The following is a 16,171-nucleotide window of genomic DNA, read 5'->3' on the forward strand; positions in this document are numbered from 1 at the left end:
GGGTCCCTCCGGGAGCGACGCGCCATGTCACTGAACGTCTTCGACCGCGGCCTGTACGGCTTGCTGTTCTCCGACCCCGAGACGGCCGCGCTGCTCGACGAGGAGGCCGACATCCGGGCGATGCTCGCGGTCGAGGCGGCCCTCGCCCGGGCGGCGGCGCGTGCGGGCGCCATCCCGCTCGATGCCGGCGAGCGGATCGCGGCGGCGGCGCTCGCGTTCCGGCCCGACCCGCGGGAGCTTGCCGCCGGCACCGCCGCCGACGGCGTTCCGGTCCCGGCGCTTGTCGCCGGGCTGCGCCGCGCCGTCGGCGGGGAGGCGGCGGCCTACGTCCACTGGGGCGCCACCAGCCAGGACGTCGTCGACACGGCGCTGGTGCTGAACCTGCGCGACGCCCTCGGCGTGATGGAGCGCCGGCTGGACGCGCTCGCCGCGTCCCTGCTCGACCTCGCCGACCGCCACCGCGCGACGCCGATGGCCGCGCGCACCCGCATGCGCCAGGCGGTCGTGACCAGCTTCGGCCTCAAGGCCGCGGGCTGGGCGGCGCCGCTGCTGCGCCACCGCCGGCGCCTGGACGAGCTGCGGCCGCGCGTGCTGGCGCTGTCCTTCGGCGGGGCCGGCGGGACGCTGGACGCCCTGGGCGCGCACGCATTCGCGGTCGAGGCGGAACTGGCGGCCGAGCTTGGTCTGGCGGTGCCGCCCGTGCCCTGGCACGGCCAGCGCGACGGCATCGTCGAGTTGGGCGGCTGGCTCGCCATGCTGGCCGGCAGCCTCGGAAAGATCGGGCTCGACCTCGTCCTGCTCGCCCAGTCCGAGGTCGGCGAGGTGGCCCCGCCCGGGGGCGGCGGCTCCTCGACCATGCCCAACAAGGTCAACCCCGTCGGCCCGGAGGCGCTGGTGGCGCTGGCGCGCCATGCCGGCGCGCAGGCCGGGGCGCTGCACCAGGCCGCGCTGCAGGAGCACGAGCGCGGCGGCGCCGGCTGGCAGCTCGAATGGATGGCGCTGCCCGTCCTGACCGTGGGGACGGCCGCCGCACTGCGGATCGCGCACGCGACGGTGGACGGGCTCGCGGTCGACGCCGGCCGGATGCTGGCGAACATCGAGGCGTCGCAAGGCCTGCTCCTGGCCGAGGCGGCGGCCTTCGCGCTGTCCCGCCACATGCCGCCGCCGGACGCGCGCGGCCTGGTCGCCGACGCCTGCCGCGACGCCGTGCGCACGGGCGGGAACCTCGTCGACCTGCTCGCTGCCCGCACGCAGGCACCGGTCGACTGGGCGGCGCTGCGCGACCCGGCGCTGCGCACGGGGGCGGCGGACGCGCTGATCGACAGGTTGCTGGCCGCGGCCGGCCGGGACGGAGGAAAACGATGAGCGGAACGGGGAGGGCGCCGGGATGAGCCGGTTCGTGTCGTTGGCCGAAGCCGTCGGGACCTGCGTCGCCGACGGCGACACCGTCGCGATGGAGGGCTTCACCCACCTGATCCCCTACGCCGCCGGGCACGAGGTGATCCGCCAGGGCCGGCGCGACCTGACCCTGGTCCGCATGACCCCGGACATCCTGTACGACCAGCTGATCGGCATGGGCTGCGCGCGCAGGCTCGTGTTCTCCTGGGGCGGCAATCCCGGCGTCGGCTCCCTCCACCGCTTCCGCGACGCGGTCGAGAACGGCTGGCCGCATCCCCTGGAGGTCGAGGAGCACTCGCACGCCGCCATGGCCAACGCCTACGAGGCCGGGGCCGCCAACCTGCCCTTCGCGGTGCTGCGCGGCTACCGCGGCGTCGGCCTGCCGGCGGTGAACCCGAACATCTGCGCCATCGCCTGCCCCTTCACCGGCGAGGAGCTGGCGGCGGTCCCGGCCATCCGGCCCGACGTCGCCATCATCCACGCCCAGAGGGCCGACCGCGCCGGCAACGTCCTGATCGAGGGCATCGTCGGCGTCCAGAAGGAGGCCGTGCTGGCGGCCCGGCGCTCGATCGTCACCGTGGAGGAGGTGGTCGAGAGCTTCGCCGGCGTCCATCCCAACGCCTGCATCCTGCCGCACTGGACGGTGAGCGCGGTCGTCGAGGTGCCCGGCGGCGCGCATCCCTCCTACGCCCACGGCTACTATCCCCGCGACAACCGCTTCTACAAGGACTGGGACGCGATCGGCCGCGACCGCGACACCTTCCTCGCCTGGATGCGCGACACCGTCCTGTCCGGCGGCCCCGGGGACTTCGCCGTCCACGCCCAGCCCCGCCCGAGGTGACGCCCATGCCCGACCCTTCCGCCGCCGCACCCGCGACCCCGATCGAGACGATGACGGTGGCGGCGGCGCGCGCGCTCGGCAACGACGACGTCTGCTTCGTCGGCATCGGCGCCCCGTCCGCGGCCTGCAACCTCGCGCGCCTGACGCACGCGCCCGGCATCACGCTGATCTACGAATCCGGGACGATCGGCACCGCGCCCGCGGTCCTGCCGCTGTCGATCGGCGACGGCGAGCTGTGCGAGACGGCGCTGACGACGGTGTCGGTGCCGGAGATGTTCCGCTACTGGCTCCAGGGCGGGCGCATCACGATCGGCTTCCTGGGCGGCGCCCAGATCGACCGCTTCGCGAACCTCAACACCACGGTGGTCGGCCCCTACGACCGCCCCAAGGTCCGCCTGCCCGGCGGCGGCGGCGCGCCCGAGATCGCGACCTGCTGCGGCGAGATCTTCGTCACCATGGCGCTGGGCCTGCGCGCCTTCGTGGACACGCTCGACTTCGTGACCTCGCTCGGCCACGGCAGCGGCCCGGGCTCGCGGGCCCGGCTCGGGGTGACGACCCGGGGGCCGACGCGGGTGATCACCGACTACTGCATCCTGGAGCCGGACCCCGCCACGGCCGAGCTGACGGTCACCTCCCTGCATGCCGGCGCCACCCGCGACGACGTCGCCTCCCGGATCGCCTGGCCCGTCCGCTTCGCCGAACGCCTCGCCGAGACGCCGCCCCCCACCCCCCTCGAGCTGGAGACGCTGCGCGCGCTGCACGCCCGCACCCGGCGCGCCCACGGCGACCAGGGCTGAGGCGAGCCGTTGAAAATCTCCTCTCCCATTGCACGCCAGAGGACGCGTTCCCGCCGGTGGCGTTCCCCTCCCGCCCGAATGCGATAGCGTTGCTCCCTTGCGACGGTCCGGCAAAATGCCCATAATCACGGTGCAAGATTGCACCGGAGCGCGACGGAGGATGAGATGGCAGGCGTGACGTCGGCAGGCACGGCACCGCGCCCGGAGGGCTGGATGGGGCGCGCCGCGGCTCGGCTCGGCGGGGATTCGGCTTTCTCTACGCCGATCCGCATTCCGGCCGATCTGGTCCGCCTCGTCACGTCCGGTTTTCCGCTCGCCTCGGTCGAAGCGCTGTGCCGGACGACGCTGAGCGTGGAAGAGTTGCACCGGCTCGTCATCCCGAAGCGTACGCTGGCCCACCGCAAGGCGCGCGGCGAACCTCTCTCGCCGGAAGAGAGCGACCGCGCCCTGCGGATCGCCCGCATCGCCGCGCTCGCCGACGACGTATTCGCCGATGTGGGCGCCGCGACGCAATGGCTGCGCCGGCCGACCCGGGCGCTCGACGGGCGCGCGCCGCTCGACCTGCTGGCGAGCGAGGCGGGAGCGGCCATCGTCGAGGACCTGCTGATGCGGATCGCCCACGGCATCGCCGCCTGAACCATGCGGGCCTTCCGCATCACCAAGCGTGCCTTCGCCGATCTCCAGGGTCTCGGCGGCCGGCACGCGGACGGGCGCTGGCACGCGCGGCCGCGGCGTGTGGTCTATCTCGGCTCATCGCTCGCCCTGGCCACGCTCGAGATCCTGGTCAACCTCGACCTGACCGGCCATCTGCTGCCGCGCGACATGGTGGCCATGGGCGTCGACCTGCCGGACGACATGACCATGACGGAGGTGGCGCGCGCGGCGCTCCCGGCCGACTGGCGCTTGAAGGAGCGGTGGCCGGATTGCCAGGCGATCGGCAATGCGTGGCTGGAGGCGGGCGGGACGGCGCTGCTGAAGGTGCCCTCGGCCGTGGTCCCGCTGGAACACAACCTGTTGCTCAACCCGCTCCATCCCGAGGCGCACCGGATCCCGCCGCCGGTCGTCGAGAGCTTCTCCCTCGACCCGCGCATCCTCGCCCTGCTCGACGCGGCTTTCGGCTGAAGCGGCCCGTCAAGCCGTGCGCAGGCGGGCGCGCTCGGGCCGGTAGGAGGGCATCAGCGCCAGTGCGCCGTCGCCCAGCAGGATCAGGCTGACCTGCGCGGCCGCCAGGAAGGCCGGGTATTCCCAACCGCCGCCGGGATTGCCGAAGCCCCAGCCGTTGCCGGCATGCACGACCGTGGCGCCGAGCAGGATCGGCAGCTGCGCCAGCGCCACCCAGCGGACCTGGACGCCCAGGATCAGCAGCAGCCCGCCGCCCACCTCGGCCAGCATCGTCAGATAGGCCAGGAACGGCGGCAGCCCGAGCGAGGCGAAGAACGCCTCGGTGCCGGCGGGCGTGAACACCAGGACCTTGGTCAGGCCGTGGGCCAGGAACATGACGCCGAGCGCCAGGCGCAGCACGAGGGCGGCATAGGAAGCCGCCTGGATTTCGGGCCGGGTTTCGGACATGGGTGGGCTCCTGCTGGAGAGTGTCTGTTCCGCCGAACATCGCATATCCCCGTTCGGATATAATCGGCGTATTCTGCAACTGATTGTCGACGTAGTGTGGACAAAGGGGGGCGGGATGGACCGGCTGGGCGCGATGGAGCTGTTCGTGCGCATCGTCGACGGCGGCAGCTTCTCCGCGGCGGCGGAGCAGCTCGGCATGTCGCGCGCGCTGGCCAGCCGGGTCATCCTGCGGCTGGAGGAACGGCTGGGCACGCGCCTGCTGAACCGGACGACGCGCCGCCTCAGCCCGACCGCGGCGGGCGCCGCCTATTACCGCCGCGCCCAGCGCATCCTGAACGACGTCGCCGAGGCCGACGAGGAGGCGGCGGCCCTGCACGAGCGGCTGCGCGGCACGCTGCGGATCGCGGCGCCGATGACCTTCGGCGTGCTGCACGTGGTGCCGGTGCTCGCGGACTTCCTCGACCGCCATCCCGACGTCTCGGCCGAGCTGGCGCTCAACGACCGCCAGGTCGATCTGGTCGAGGAGGGGTTCGACGTCGCGGTGCGCGTCGGCCGGCTCGGCGATTCGGCGCTGGTCGCGCGGCGGCTCGCGACGTGCCGGGTGCTCGCCTGCGCGGCCCCGTCCTACCTGGAGGCGCGCGGGACCCCGGCCCACCCCGCGGATCTGGCCCGCCATTCCTGCCTCGGCTACGCCTACGACTCCCTGCGCGGGACCTGGAGCTTCGAGCCGGCAGGCGGGGAGGGCGGCACGGCGACGGTGCAGGTGGCCGCCCGCCTGTCCGCGAACAACGGCGACGCGCTGATGGCGGCCGTGCGGGCGGGGCTCGGCATCGCGGTCCAGCCCGACTTCATCGCCGCCGAAGACCTGCGCGCCGGCCGCGCGGTCGAGATCCTGGCGGACTGGCGCCTGCCGGACCTGCCGGTCCACGCGATCTACCCGCCGACGCGCAGCCTCTCGGCCAAGGTCCGCAGCTTCGTCGACTTCCTCGTCGAGCGCCTGCGTACCCCCGCCTGGGCGGCGTGATCGCCGGTGCCGGTGCCGGCGCCGGACCGTCCGCGCCCTCACTCCGCCCAGATCACCTCGAGGTCTTCCGGCATGCTGCCGGTCATCGAGAAGCCGCGCCTCGGGGCGAGCCGCTGGTCGAACGTGATCATGGCCATGATGTGGTCGGCCTCGCCGCCGGACGCGCTGACCGGCAGCAGCAGCCGCTCGAAGGGCATCTTGCGCCCGCTGTCGCCGAGATTGTAGATGCCCCGGTAGTAGGCGGGCATGCTCCTGGTCAGCACCGCCCGGAACATCTCGTGCCGCTGCTCGGCCATCTCCGGCGGCAGGATGTCCTCCAGGAAGCGGCCGGTCGGGTTGAGGCCGTCGATATCGACCACGTAGGTGCCGACGAGGCGGATCAGGAACTTCTCGCCCAGCCACTGGTAGATGGTGATCCGCGGCAGCCAGGCGGGCGGCATCGACGTCGGGTCGAAGGACCGCTTCAGCGGCACTCCGGAGGCGCATCTCCGCGCCTTCCAGAAATGGTAGAAATCCTTGATCCGGGGTTCTGAAATTCTTTCGACGAAAGCCGCCGGCATCGCTCGGTCCCAGGAATGGAGATCGCCAGATATATACAAAACAAGTTAAATTTTCATGAATGGAACTTGCGCCGGATCATAGGCGCGCGGAAACTATTGATCCATGTCAACTGGCGGCCGGGCCCTCTTCCGGCGTATTCGGCCGGTTCTCGTCTCGCTTCACGCGTACCAGGCCCAGCGCCTCGCGCCGGCTCCAGCGGCCGACCATCAGCGCCGCGACGGTGCCGAGCCCGGCGGCGAGCCCGATCCAGATGCCGAGGCCGCCGAGCCCGAGCGGGAAGCCCAGCACGACCCCCAGCCCGATGCCGATGCCCCAGTAGCCGATGCCGGCGAACACCATCGGCACCCGCGTGTCCTCGAGCCCGCGCAGCGCGCCGGCGCCGATCGTCTGCGCGCCGTCGACGATCTGGAACAGCCCGGCGACGGCGAGGAAGACCACCGCCAGCCGCACGACGCCGGCGTTCGCCGGGTCGGAGAGGTCGAGGAAGGCGCCGACGAGGGGCAGGGGGGCCGCGATCAGCAGCATCGCCATCGCCGCCATGAACGCGAAGCCGAGCGCCAGCGCGGTCCAGCCCGCGCGCCCCACGCCCGCCCGGTCGCCCCGGCCGGCCGCGAGGCCGACCCGTACCGTCGCCGCCTGGCCCAGCCCCATCGGCACCATGAAGGTGATCGAGGCGAGCTGGATCGCGATCGCGTGCGCGGCCAGCGCCTCGGCCCCGAGCAGGCCCATCAGGAAGGCGGCGCAGTTGAACACCGTGATCTCGAAGCCGAGCGTGACGCCGATCGGCAGGCCGACCGCCAGCAGCGTGCGGAAGCGCGGCCAGTCCGGGCGCCAGAACCGGCCCAGCAGGTGGAAGCGGCGGAACCGGCGGTCGCGGTAGACGACGGCCAGCAGGCAGCCGGCCATGAAGGCGTTCGCGGCCGTGCTCGCGATCCCGGCGCCGACCAGGCCGAGCGCCGGGAAGCCGAGCTTGCCGAAGATCAGAACCCAGTTGGCGGCGACGTTGACCGCGATGGCGATCCCGGTCACGACCAGCGCCGGTTTCGGCCGCTCCAGCGCGCCGACGAAGCAGCGCAGGACCACGAACCACAGCGCCGGCAGCAGCCCCCATTGCATCGCCCGGACGTAGCCGCCCGCCGCTTCCGCGAGGTCCGGGCGCTGCCCCATCGCCAGCAGGATCTGCTCGCCGTTCCACAGCAGCACCCAGCCCGGCACGACGAAGGCGAGCGATACCCAGAAGCCCTGGCGGATCGTGCGGCGCACCTCGCGCACGGCGTGCCGGCGCCGCCCCAGGGCCTGTGCCGCCATCGGTGCCGCCGCGAGCGCCAGGCCGAGGCCGATGATGAACAGCGCGTGGTACAGGTTCACGCCCAGCGTGCCCGCGGCCAGCGCCTCGGGGCCGAGGCGCCCGATCATCACGACGTCGGTCGTCGCGATCGCGACCTGCGCGAGGTTGGTCAGCGCCATCGGCCAGCCGAGCGCCAGCATCTCGCGGGCTTCGGCCATCCAGGGGCGCCGGCCCGGGGCGTGGAGCGTCTGGACCGTCATGGCGCCGTGGATAGCATGCGGCCGGAGGGCTGGCGACCGGCGCGGACCGCGGGGCCGTCATGCGGGGCGGGACCGTTTCCGATTCCCGGGGTTGAAGCGCTGACGAGGAGGTCGCCATGACCAGGATCGTGATCGTCCAGGGCCATCCGACGCCGGGCGGCGGGCATTACTGCCACGCGCTCGCCGACGCCTATGCCGAGGGGGCGGCCGCCGCCGGGCACGAGCTGCGCCGGATCGAGGTCGCGGAGCTCGATTTCCCGCTGCTGCGCAGCCGCCAGGAATGGGAGGCGGGCACGCCCCCGCCCGCGATCGCCCAGGCGCAGGACGCGATCGGCTGGGCCGGGCACCTGGTGATCGTCTATCCGCTCTGGCTCGGCACGATGCCGGCGCTGCTCAAGGGCTTCCTGGAGCAGACGATGCGGCCGGGCTTCGCCGTCGGCGGCGGCCGCGGCCCCGCGGGCACGGGCTGGCGCAAGGGCCTCGCCGGCCGCTCGGCCAGGATCGTCGTGACCATGGGCATGCCGGCCTTCGTCTACCGCTGGTATTTCGGCGCCCACAGCCTGCGCAGCCTGGAGCGCAACGTGCTCGCCTTCGCCGGTATCCGCCCCTGCCGCCACAGCCTCGTCGGCATGGTCGAGGGCATGGGCGACGCGAAGCGCCGCCGCTGGCTCGACCGCATGCGCGCCCTGGGCCGGGCGGCGAGGTAGGGCATCCGTCCCGGCCGCGCCCTGCCCGGCGTCCGGGCTCTTGCCCGTCACCAGCCGCCGAAGCGCGGCCACTGCGCAAGCGGTGCGCCCGGCGCGGCGGGCAGCACGCGGTAGGCTTCATGCTGGGCCGCCGTGGCGCAGGCGTGGTTCGGCAGGATGCGCAGCCGCGTGCCCACATGCAGGTCCGGCATCGCCGCCGACGTCCCGGGGCGCCGCTCGACGATGCCGTGCTCCTGGTTCGCCTGCGTGACGATCAGGTCGGGCAGGATCGTGCCCGCCTCGTCGCAGACCATCCCGTAGCCCTGGTCGACTGCCTGCGCGGCCGTGCCGCGATCGCGCGACAGCGCGGCTGTGCCGCGATCACGCGACAGCGCCATCCAGCCCGCGTCGATCAGCACCCGGCCGCGGGCCGCCTGATGCCCGATGACCGTGGTCAGGACCGACAGGGCGACGTCCTCGGGACGGCAGACGCCGATCCCCGCCATGACGAGGTCGAAGAAGACGTAGACCCCGGCGCGCAGCTCGGTGACGCCGGTCAGGTCGCGCGCCGCATGGGCGGTGGGGGTGGAGCCCACGCTGACCACCGGGCACGGCAGGTCGGCGGCGCGCAGGGCCGCGGCCGCCGCGACGGCGGCGGCGCGCTCCGTCTCGGCGAAGGCGGCGTGCGCCTCGCCTCCCGTCACGCCGTAGCTTTCGCCGGCATGGGTCATGACCCCGCGCAGTTCCGCCCCGCCGTCCCGCAGGATGCGCCCGACCGCGACGAGAGCGGGATCGTCGGGGGACAGGCCGCCCCTGTGGCCGTCGCAGTCGATCTCGATCAGCGCCGGGATCGGCCGGCCGGCCCGGCGGGAGGCGGCGGCCACCGCTTCGGCCTGCGCTGCGGAGTCGAGGATGACCGACAGGTCGCAGCCCGTGCGCCGCAGCGCGAGAACGCGGTCCAGCTTCTGCGGTGCGATGCCCACGGCATAGAGGATGTCGCGCACGCCGGCGGCGGCGAAGACTTCCGCCTCGGCGAGGGTCGAGACCGTGGCCGGGCCGTCGCCCCCCGTCAGGACGCGATGCGCGACCTCGACGGACTTCGCGGTCTTGAGGTGCGGCCGCAGGGCGACGCCCAGCCCGGCCGCGCGGGCGGCGAGGCGCCCGACGTTCTTCGTCATCTTCGCCTCGTCCAGGACGAGGCAGGGCGTCGGCAGGGCGGCAAGGCGCGGGTCCGGTGTCGGCATGGCGATCTCCTTCGGGACGGCGACGCGACGATAGGCCGGCGGGCGGAAACCCGCTATTCATGTGATCTGCATTTTCCGTTGAGGCTGGACTTAATGCTCGGCACCTCGGACCTGCGCTTCTTCGCGGCCATAGCCGCCGTCCCCTCGCTCGCCGCCGCGGCGCGGGCGCTGGACGTGACCCCGCCCGCCGTCTCGCAGCGGCTGGCGCAGATCGAGCAGCGCCTCGGCCTGCGCCTGGTGGAGCGCGACGGGAGGGGGCTCCGCCTCACCTCGGAAGGTGAGATGCTGGCCGGCCGCGCCGGCGCCATCCTCGGCGACCTCGACGCGCTGGCCGAGGATCTGGTCCAGCGCCGCGGAACGGTCGCGGGCCCGTTGCGCGTGGTCGCGCCTTTCGGCTTCGGGCGCCGGCACGTCGCACCCCTCATGGCCGTCTTCGCCCGGCTGCACCCGTCGGTGACCCTGGACCTGGTCCTGACCGAGGATCCGCGGGGCGCGATGCGGACGGACAGATGGGACATGCTGGTCCATGTGGGCCGCCTGCCGGACCTGGACGTGGTGCGGCGCAAGCTCGCCGCGAACCGCCGCCTGCTCTGCGCCGCCCCCGCCTATGCCGACCGGCACGGCTTGCCGGACGAGCCGAAGGGCCTGCGGGACCATCGCTGCGGCGTCGTGCGCGAGGACCAGGCGGACGTGTCGCTCTGGTCGCTGACCGGACGCGGCGGCGTGCGCCGGTCCATCCGCATTCGGCCGTCCTTCGCCGGCAACGACGGCGAGGTCGTTCGCGCCTGGGCGCTGGACGGGCTCGGGATCGTCGAGCGGTCGGAGTGGAGCGTGGCCGACGACCTTCGTGCCGGGCGGCTGATCGAGGTCCTGCCGGGCTGGAAGCTGCCCGACGCCGACGTGGCCGTCCTGATGAACCCGCGCACCGTCCGGGCGGCGCGGATCGAGGCCTTCGTGGAGCATCTCGCAGGCGCGCTGTCGCCGCCGCCGTGGGCGGCCCCCTGAGGGATCGGCGAAGGACGGCGCGCCCGGCACGAAAAAGGCCGCCCCGCCGGAGCGGGGCGGCCCTTTCGCCGTGCGGGTCAGACCAGCAGGTCGCCGACCGGCGCGAGGTCGGCGGGCTGGTGCCCGGCCAGCAGCGCCAGCTCGTGCTCGGCGCCGCCGGAGGTGACGATCAGCGCGGTGCCGCCGTCGCGCGCCGCGAGCGACACCGTCGCCTCGTCGAGCGTGGCGATCAGGCCGGTCAGGTCCAGCCGGTCCTCGCCGGGCACGAAGTCCAGGATCAGGTCGCCGCCATGGGTGACGTCCCCGTAGACGAACGTGTCCCGCCCGGCTCCGCCGGCCAGCAGGTCCTCGCCGGCCGCACCCTCGATCGTGTCGCCGCCCTTGCCGCCGATGATGACGTTGTCGAGCGCGTTGCCGCGGATCGCCACGTCCTCGGGCAGCCGGATCACGACGTTCTCGATGTGCTCGCCGAGCTGCGGGTAGTGCTTGGTCCAGAGATGGATCGTGTCGACGCCCTCGCCGGCGTCCTCGTCGACCGTGACGCCGCGCGACACGATGTAGAGGTCGTCGCCCTCGCCGCCGGCCAGCACGTCCTTGCCGCCGTGCCCGATCATCTCGTCGTTGCGCGCGGTCCCGGCCAGCCGCTGGCCGGCCGAGCTGCCCTCGCGCACGTCCTGGACGGCGCCGCTCAGCGCCCAGGGGCCCGCGGGGATCGACACGCCCTCCAGGACGCCGGCCGCCGGCTGCCCGCGCGCGGTGTCCGGAACGGGCACGGAGGCTTCCTCGGCCGGCGCCGGCTCGGCCTGCTCCTTGGCCGCCTGCTCATGGGCCGCGGCCTTGTTGGCGGCGCCGGGCCCGGTCTTGTTGGTCCAGCTGCCGCCGGGCTCGTTCCTGTTGAAGTCGATGTTGTTGTTGTTGCCGGACTCGACGATCAGCATCTTCTTCGCGTTCGAGATGATGTTGTCGTGGATGTCGACGTTCTTGGAGACCGGCCGCTTGGACAGGTAGGGGCTGCCGGATCCGACGTTGACCGCCGCCGAGTAGCCGGGATTGGCCTTGAAGTGGTTGCCGGTCACCTCGACGTCCTGGCCGCCCAGCACATTGAGCGCCCGCCGGGCGACGCCCTCGACGAGGTTGCCGATCACGCTGACGTCGCGGGCCTCCCAGCCATGGGTCCCGGGCCGGAAATAGGCGCTTTCCGTCCAGCCGCCGACCACGATGCCGTCGGCCTTCGAGCTCTTGACGTGGTTGTCGACGATGTCGATCCCGGTCGAGCCGCCCTTGGCGAAGATCGCGCCCGAGCTGCCGGTGATACCGGAGACGACGTTGCGCGCGATGACGCTGCCGTTCACCGCCACGAAGTCGATGCCCTGATCGCCCGCCCCGGCGATCGTGTTGTCGATGATGTGGACGTTGTTGCCCTGGCTGATCTTCACGCCGTCGGCGCGTGCGTTCACGATCGTGTTGCCCTGGACCACGAGGTTCTGGGTCAGGTCCTTGAAGCCGGATCCGGCCTGCGAGAACTGGATGCCGTTCTTGCCGCCCTCGATCCGGAAGCCCTCGACGACGATGTTGTCCTCGCCATGGGCATAGACCGTCGAGCGGCCGTTGCTCGCGGCCTTGATGACCGCCTTCTCGGCCCCGTCGGCCGAGATCAGCCAGACCGGCTTCTGCGACGTGCCTTGAACCCCTTGGAATTCGACGTTCTCGACGTAGCGCCCGGCCTTGACCATGACGGCCGTTCCCGGCCCGGCTTTGTCGACCGCGGCCTGTATGGTCCGCATCGGTGCGTCCGCACTGCCGCTGTTGCCGTCGCGCCCGTTCTGGGAGACCCAGATCAGGCGGCTCGGCTCGGCGTCGGTGAAAGGCGTTGCAACCATTTTCTTTCTTCTCCGTCGGTGTTCGACGGTGCCGCCTCTCGGGGGATGCGGCACCGTCTGCCCGCGGGAAGGTCGCAAGATGATGGTTAACGAGATATTACCAAGGGGGTGACAAGGATCGGGCACGGCACCGGCGGGCCGGACCGGGAATCCAGGGTTTCCGCGGGCTCCGGCCGGGCTGGCGGCGGGCTGTGATGGTTTTGGGCCGGGCCCTCATTCCGTCTCGCGGACGGCGACCGGGCCTTGTCGCCGCATCGCCGGGCGTCCCCGTTCCTCTTGGGCGGCCCGCATGAAGTAGCTCGCGACGAACACCCGCACCGCTGCGGCGAAGGGGGCCTCGCCCCTCTGCCGCTCGATCCGCGCGCACAGCTCGTCCACGCTCATCTCCTCGCGCGCGCAGACCTCCTCCAGCGCGGCCCAGGCCTCCTTTCCCAGGCGGACGGTGACGGGGCGTCCGGAGACGGCGACCCGGCGGGACACGGGCTCGTCGTTGGCGGGCTGTGGGCCGATTGGGCTGGCGGTGCTCGCCGCGGCCCTCGCCCCGTGCTTCGAGGTGTCGGTCATCTCGCTGGTCTCCAGGAACGGGGCCGTTCGCCGGCCATCTCGGCGGCCGGCCGCGCCGCGCAGGTCCGGCATCGGCCGGTTTCCCCTGCTTTGCATTCTAAGTATATCCACGAATAAACCTTCGCCGGTGATCGTGAGATCATATTAGTTCCGAGAGGAAATGTCATTACGGCAAAGAATCACAAGGGAAGTGACGTCGGAGTCTATGCGAATGCATGTGTACTCCTGGCGCCGGGGCGAGCACATCGATCGGATACCGGAATCTTCCGACACGCATGCTGCAATTATTGAAAATTATTCCAAGTTCCGACGAATGCAAGAGGGCATCCGAATGGAATTTGCGGACCCCGCCCGGAAATCTTCTTGCGTCCGCTGCGCCGTCAGGCGGCCGGCCGGGCTCTTTGCCGCCACTTCGCCGCGTGCCGGGCCGCATCGACGATCGTGCGGATGTCCTCCGGCCGGATCGGCTTGCGCAGGAAGCGGGCGCCGGCCGCCTCGACCTGGGCCTGGATGTTCGCCTGGACGTCGCCGGTCAGGACGCAGGCGGAGAACTCGGGACCGAAGCGGGTGCGCAGCACGGCGATGGCGCGCAGCCCGTCGGCGCCCCCGGGCAGCCGGTAGTCGGCCAGCACGAGGTGCGGCGCCACGCCCTCGGCGTCGAGCGCGGCCAGCGCCTCGACCAGCGACGGGGCGGCAAGGACGCGGCATCCCAGGTCCTCCAGCGTCATGCGCATCGCGGACTGGACCAGGGGGTCGTCCTCGATCAGCAGCACGGGGAAGCCGGGCTTGCCGGCTTCCCCGGCCTGGCCCGTGCCCGGCGCCTCGGTCTCTGCGCCGCCGGGCATGGGGCAGGCCGGCACCTCGATCGCGAAGCGCGAGCCGCGGCCGACGGCCGAGGCGACGTCCAGGCGGTGGCCGAGCAGGTCCATCGCCCGGCGCACGATCGCGAGGCCGAGCCCATGCCCTTCCCGGCGCTCGCGGGCGGGATTGCCGACCTGGTAGAACTCCTCGAAGATGTCGTCGAGCCGGTCGGCCGGGATGCCCGGCCCGCTGTCGTGGACCTCGATCCGGGCGAGGGCGCCGCGGCGCCGGCACCCCAGCAGGACGCGGCCGTGCTCGGTGTAGCGGATCGCGTTGGAGACGAGGTTGCGCAACGCGCGCTCGATCAGGGTCGGGTCGCTCCACACCGTCATGCCCGACCCCACGACCCGCAGCTCCAGCCCCTTGCTCGCCGCCGCCGCCCGGAAGTCGGTCTCGATCCGGGCGAACAGCGTCGCCGTATCGACGGGTTCGTGCCGGACGGTCGCGGCCCCCATGTCGAGGCGCGAGATGTCGAGCAGCGCGTTGAACAGCTCGACCATGGCGTCGAGCGACTGCTGCATCTGCGCGGCGACGGCGGTCGCGCGCGGATCGGTGATCTGGGGCCGCAGCACGCCCAGCAGCAGGCTCATCGCGTTCAGCGGCTGGCGCAGGTCGTGGCTCGCCGCCGCGAGGAAGCGGGACTTGGCGTCGTCGGCCCGCTCGGCCGCCTCCTTCGCCCGCCGCAGCTCCGCCTCGATCCGCTTGGTCTCGGTGATGTCGTTCACCAGGCCGAAATAGCCGGCGACCCGGCCGCCCTCGACGATGTGGGGCACGTAGAAGATCTGGCAGTGCCGCGTGCCGAGCGGGTCGTAGTCGACCGTGCCCTCGAACCGCGCGCTCTGGCCGCGCAGCGCCAGCTCCTGGAACGGCCGCAGCATCCGGGTCGCCTCCTCGCCCAGCAGGTCGGCCAGGCGCCTGCCGACGATGTCGTCGCGCCCGGAGTCGAAGCGGCGCGCATAGGCGAGGTTGGCGTAGCGGATCACGTCCTCGGTGTCGATATAGGCGATCGGCGCGGGCACGGTCTCGATGATCATGCGTATCCGCTCCCGGTTCAGCTCCAGCTCCTCCTGGGCGCGCTTGCGGTCGGTGATGTCGAGGCAGACGCCGATGATGCTGCGGTGCCGGCCCCGCCGGTCGCGCAGCGGCTGGCCCCGGTTCAGCCGCCAGCGGTAGCTGCCGTCGGCCGTGAGCGCACGGTACTCGTGCTCGAACGCCGTCCCCTCGCGCGCCGCGCGCCTCATCTTGTCGAGCAGGCCGGGACGGTCCTCGGGATGGATCACCTCCTGCCAGCGGTCGCCCTGCATGTCGTCGAAGCTGCGGCCGGTGAACTCCAGGGTGGGGCGGTTGACGAAGGTGGTCCGGCCCAGCTCGTCCATCAGGTAGACCATCGCCGGCAGGGCGTCGGCGATGTGGCGCAGGCGCCGTTCCCGCGTCTCCAGCGCCTGTTCGGCGCTCTTGCGCTCGGTGATGTCCTGGAACACGCACAGCAGGCCCCGGGCGCCGCCGAGATCGAGGGCGCGGCACGACACCAGCGCCCACAGCGAGGTCCCGTCGCTGCGCTCGATGCGGATCTCGATGCCCGCGGCCGCGCCGTCCCGGCCCACCGCCTCCACGAGCCGTGCCCGGTCGGCCGGATCGGCGTAGAGCTGCGAGCCGTGCATGGCGAGCAGCGCGTCGAGGTCGTATCCGACCGCGTCCCGCAGCAGCCGGTTGGCCGCCAGGATGCGCCCTTCCGCGGGCAGGGAGATCAGCGCCGGCACCGGCATCGCCTCGACGAAGGCGGCGAGGCCGGCCGGCGCTCCCGGAAGCTCCGGCGCCGCCCGCCGGCGGGCGAGCATGCCCAGGCGCAGCCTCAGCTCGCCCGGGTCGGCCGCGGCCGAGACGACGTCGTCCGCCCCGGCCGCGACGGCCGCCTCCATCGCGGCGGCATCCCCTGCGAGCGCCAGCACCGGGACCCCGGCGGCGCGCAGCGCCCGCACGGCCTCGATCCCCTCCCCGCAGGCTTCCCCCGGGACCCGCGCGACCGGGACGACGAAGACGCACGGCCCGGCCCCCGACGCGGCGAGCGCGTCGGTCCAGGCCGCCACCGTCCGGACCGATGCCGGCGGCGGTGCGGCGAGTTCGACCAGTTGCCGTCCGCGGTGCTCCCGTTCGGCGACGACGAGGATGTTCATGGCGGGCGCGGTTCCTGCA

Annotated in this window: 15 protein-coding genes; 8 read left to right on the forward strand and 7 right to left on the reverse strand. The window is 72.8% G+C overall.

Annotated features, from left to right (window positions below):
• The first annotated feature begins 24 nt into the window (after positions 1 to 24).
• The 5 genes from pcaB (at position 25) to VGO20_RS13260 (ending at position 4,158) form a co-directional block, all read left to right on the forward strand.
• Entirely contained in the window at positions 25 to 1,365 is a 1,341-nt protein-coding gene (gene pcaB / locus VGO20_RS13240; protein WP_327502828.1) for a 3-carboxy-cis,cis-muconate cycloisomerase, read from the forward strand.
• 22 nt (positions 1,366 to 1,387) lie between these two features.
• Positions 1,388 to 2,239 (forward strand): CoA transferase subunit A, encoded by an 852-nt coding sequence (locus VGO20_RS13245; RefSeq protein ID WP_327502829.1) that lies wholly within the window; start codon positions 1,388 to 1,390, stop codon positions 2,237 to 2,239.
• A 5-nt stretch (positions 2,240 to 2,244) separates the two neighbouring features.
• On the forward strand, positions 2,245 to 3,036 hold the full coding sequence (locus tag VGO20_RS13250; RefSeq protein WP_327502830.1) for a CoA-transferase subunit beta: 792 nt from the start codon (positions 2,245 to 2,247) through the stop codon (positions 3,034 to 3,036).
• Between the two features lie 213 nt (positions 3,037 to 3,249).
• On the forward strand, positions 3,250 to 3,672 hold the full coding sequence (gene parS, locus VGO20_RS13255; protein WP_327502831.1) for a type II RES/Xre toxin-antitoxin system antitoxin: 423 nt from the start codon (positions 3,250 to 3,252) through the stop codon (positions 3,670 to 3,672).
• Between the two features lie 3 nt (positions 3,673 to 3,675).
• Entirely contained in the window at positions 3,676 to 4,158 is a 483-nt protein-coding gene (locus VGO20_RS13260) for an RES family NAD+ phosphorylase (RefSeq protein WP_327502832.1), read from the forward strand.
• A 9-nt stretch (positions 4,159 to 4,167) separates the two neighbouring features.
• On the opposite strand, the gene VGO20_RS13265 is transcribed toward VGO20_RS13260, so the two are convergent.
• On the reverse strand, positions 4,168 to 4,605 hold the full coding sequence (locus VGO20_RS13265; RefSeq protein WP_327502833.1) for a DoxX family protein: 438 nt from the start codon (positions 4,603 to 4,605) through the stop codon (positions 4,168 to 4,170).
• 115 nt (positions 4,606 to 4,720) lie between these two features.
• Here VGO20_RS13265 and VGO20_RS13270 point away from each other — a divergent pair, with 115 nt between their 5' ends.
• A complete protein-coding gene (locus VGO20_RS13270) occupies positions 4,721 to 5,629 on the forward strand; it encodes a LysR family transcriptional regulator (protein ID WP_327502834.1) in 909 nt (302 codons plus the stop codon).
• Positions 5,630 to 5,667: 38 nt separating this feature from the next.
• Here VGO20_RS13270 and VGO20_RS13275 read toward each other — a convergent pair whose 3' ends face one another.
• Positions 5,668 to 6,189 carry a PAS domain-containing protein gene (locus VGO20_RS13275; RefSeq protein WP_327502835.1) on the reverse strand — a complete coding sequence of 174 codons (522 nt, stop codon included), beginning with the start codon at positions 6,187 to 6,189 and terminating at the stop codon, positions 5,668 to 5,670.
• A 106-nt stretch (positions 6,190 to 6,295) separates the two neighbouring features.
• Positions 6,296 to 7,738 (reverse strand): MATE family efflux transporter, encoded by a 1,443-nt coding sequence (locus VGO20_RS13280; protein ID WP_327502836.1) that lies wholly within the window; start codon positions 7,736 to 7,738, stop codon positions 6,296 to 6,298.
• A 116-nt stretch (positions 7,739 to 7,854) separates the two neighbouring features.
• Between VGO20_RS13280 and VGO20_RS13285 the strand changes: the two genes are divergently transcribed.
• Positions 7,855 to 8,445 (forward strand): NAD(P)H-dependent oxidoreductase, encoded by a 591-nt coding sequence (locus VGO20_RS13285; RefSeq protein ID WP_327502837.1) that lies wholly within the window; start codon positions 7,855 to 7,857, stop codon positions 8,443 to 8,445.
• Between the two features lie 47 nt (positions 8,446 to 8,492).
• Here VGO20_RS13285 and VGO20_RS13290 read toward each other — a convergent pair whose 3' ends face one another.
• A complete protein-coding gene (locus VGO20_RS13290) occupies positions 8,493 to 9,668 on the reverse strand; it encodes an alanine racemase (RefSeq protein WP_327502838.1) in 1,176 nt (391 codons plus the stop codon).
• A 93-nt stretch (positions 9,669 to 9,761) separates the two neighbouring features.
• Here VGO20_RS13290 and VGO20_RS13295 point away from each other — a divergent pair, with 93 nt between their 5' ends.
• On the forward strand, positions 9,762 to 10,673 hold the full coding sequence (locus VGO20_RS13295; RefSeq protein ID WP_327502839.1) for a LysR family transcriptional regulator: 912 nt from the start codon (positions 9,762 to 9,764) through the stop codon (positions 10,671 to 10,673).
• Positions 10,674 to 10,750: 77 nt separating this feature from the next.
• On the opposite strand, the gene VGO20_RS13300 is transcribed toward VGO20_RS13295, so the two are convergent.
• The 3 genes from VGO20_RS13300 to VGO20_RS13310 form a co-directional block, all read right to left on the reverse strand.
• On the reverse strand, positions 10,751 to 12,553 hold the full coding sequence (locus tag VGO20_RS13300; protein WP_327502840.1) for a right-handed parallel beta-helix repeat-containing protein: 1,803 nt from the start codon (positions 12,551 to 12,553) through the stop codon (positions 10,751 to 10,753).
• 213 nt (positions 12,554 to 12,766) lie between these two features.
• Positions 12,767 to 13,189 (reverse strand): ribbon-helix-helix domain-containing protein, encoded by a 423-nt coding sequence (locus VGO20_RS13305; RefSeq protein ID WP_327502841.1) that lies wholly within the window; start codon positions 13,187 to 13,189, stop codon positions 12,767 to 12,769.
• Positions 13,190 to 13,497: 308 nt separating this feature from the next.
• Positions 13,498 to 16,152 carry a PAS domain S-box protein gene (locus VGO20_RS13310; RefSeq protein WP_327502842.1) on the reverse strand — a complete coding sequence of 885 codons (2,655 nt, stop codon included), beginning with the start codon at positions 16,150 to 16,152 and terminating at the stop codon, positions 13,498 to 13,500.
• Positions 16,153 to 16,171: the final 19 nt, after the last annotated feature.

Origin of the sequence: Arenibaculum sp. (assembly GCF_035998295.1) — a bacterium.
Classification (GTDB): Bacteria; Pseudomonadota; Alphaproteobacteria; order Azospirillales; family Azospirillaceae; genus DASYHS01.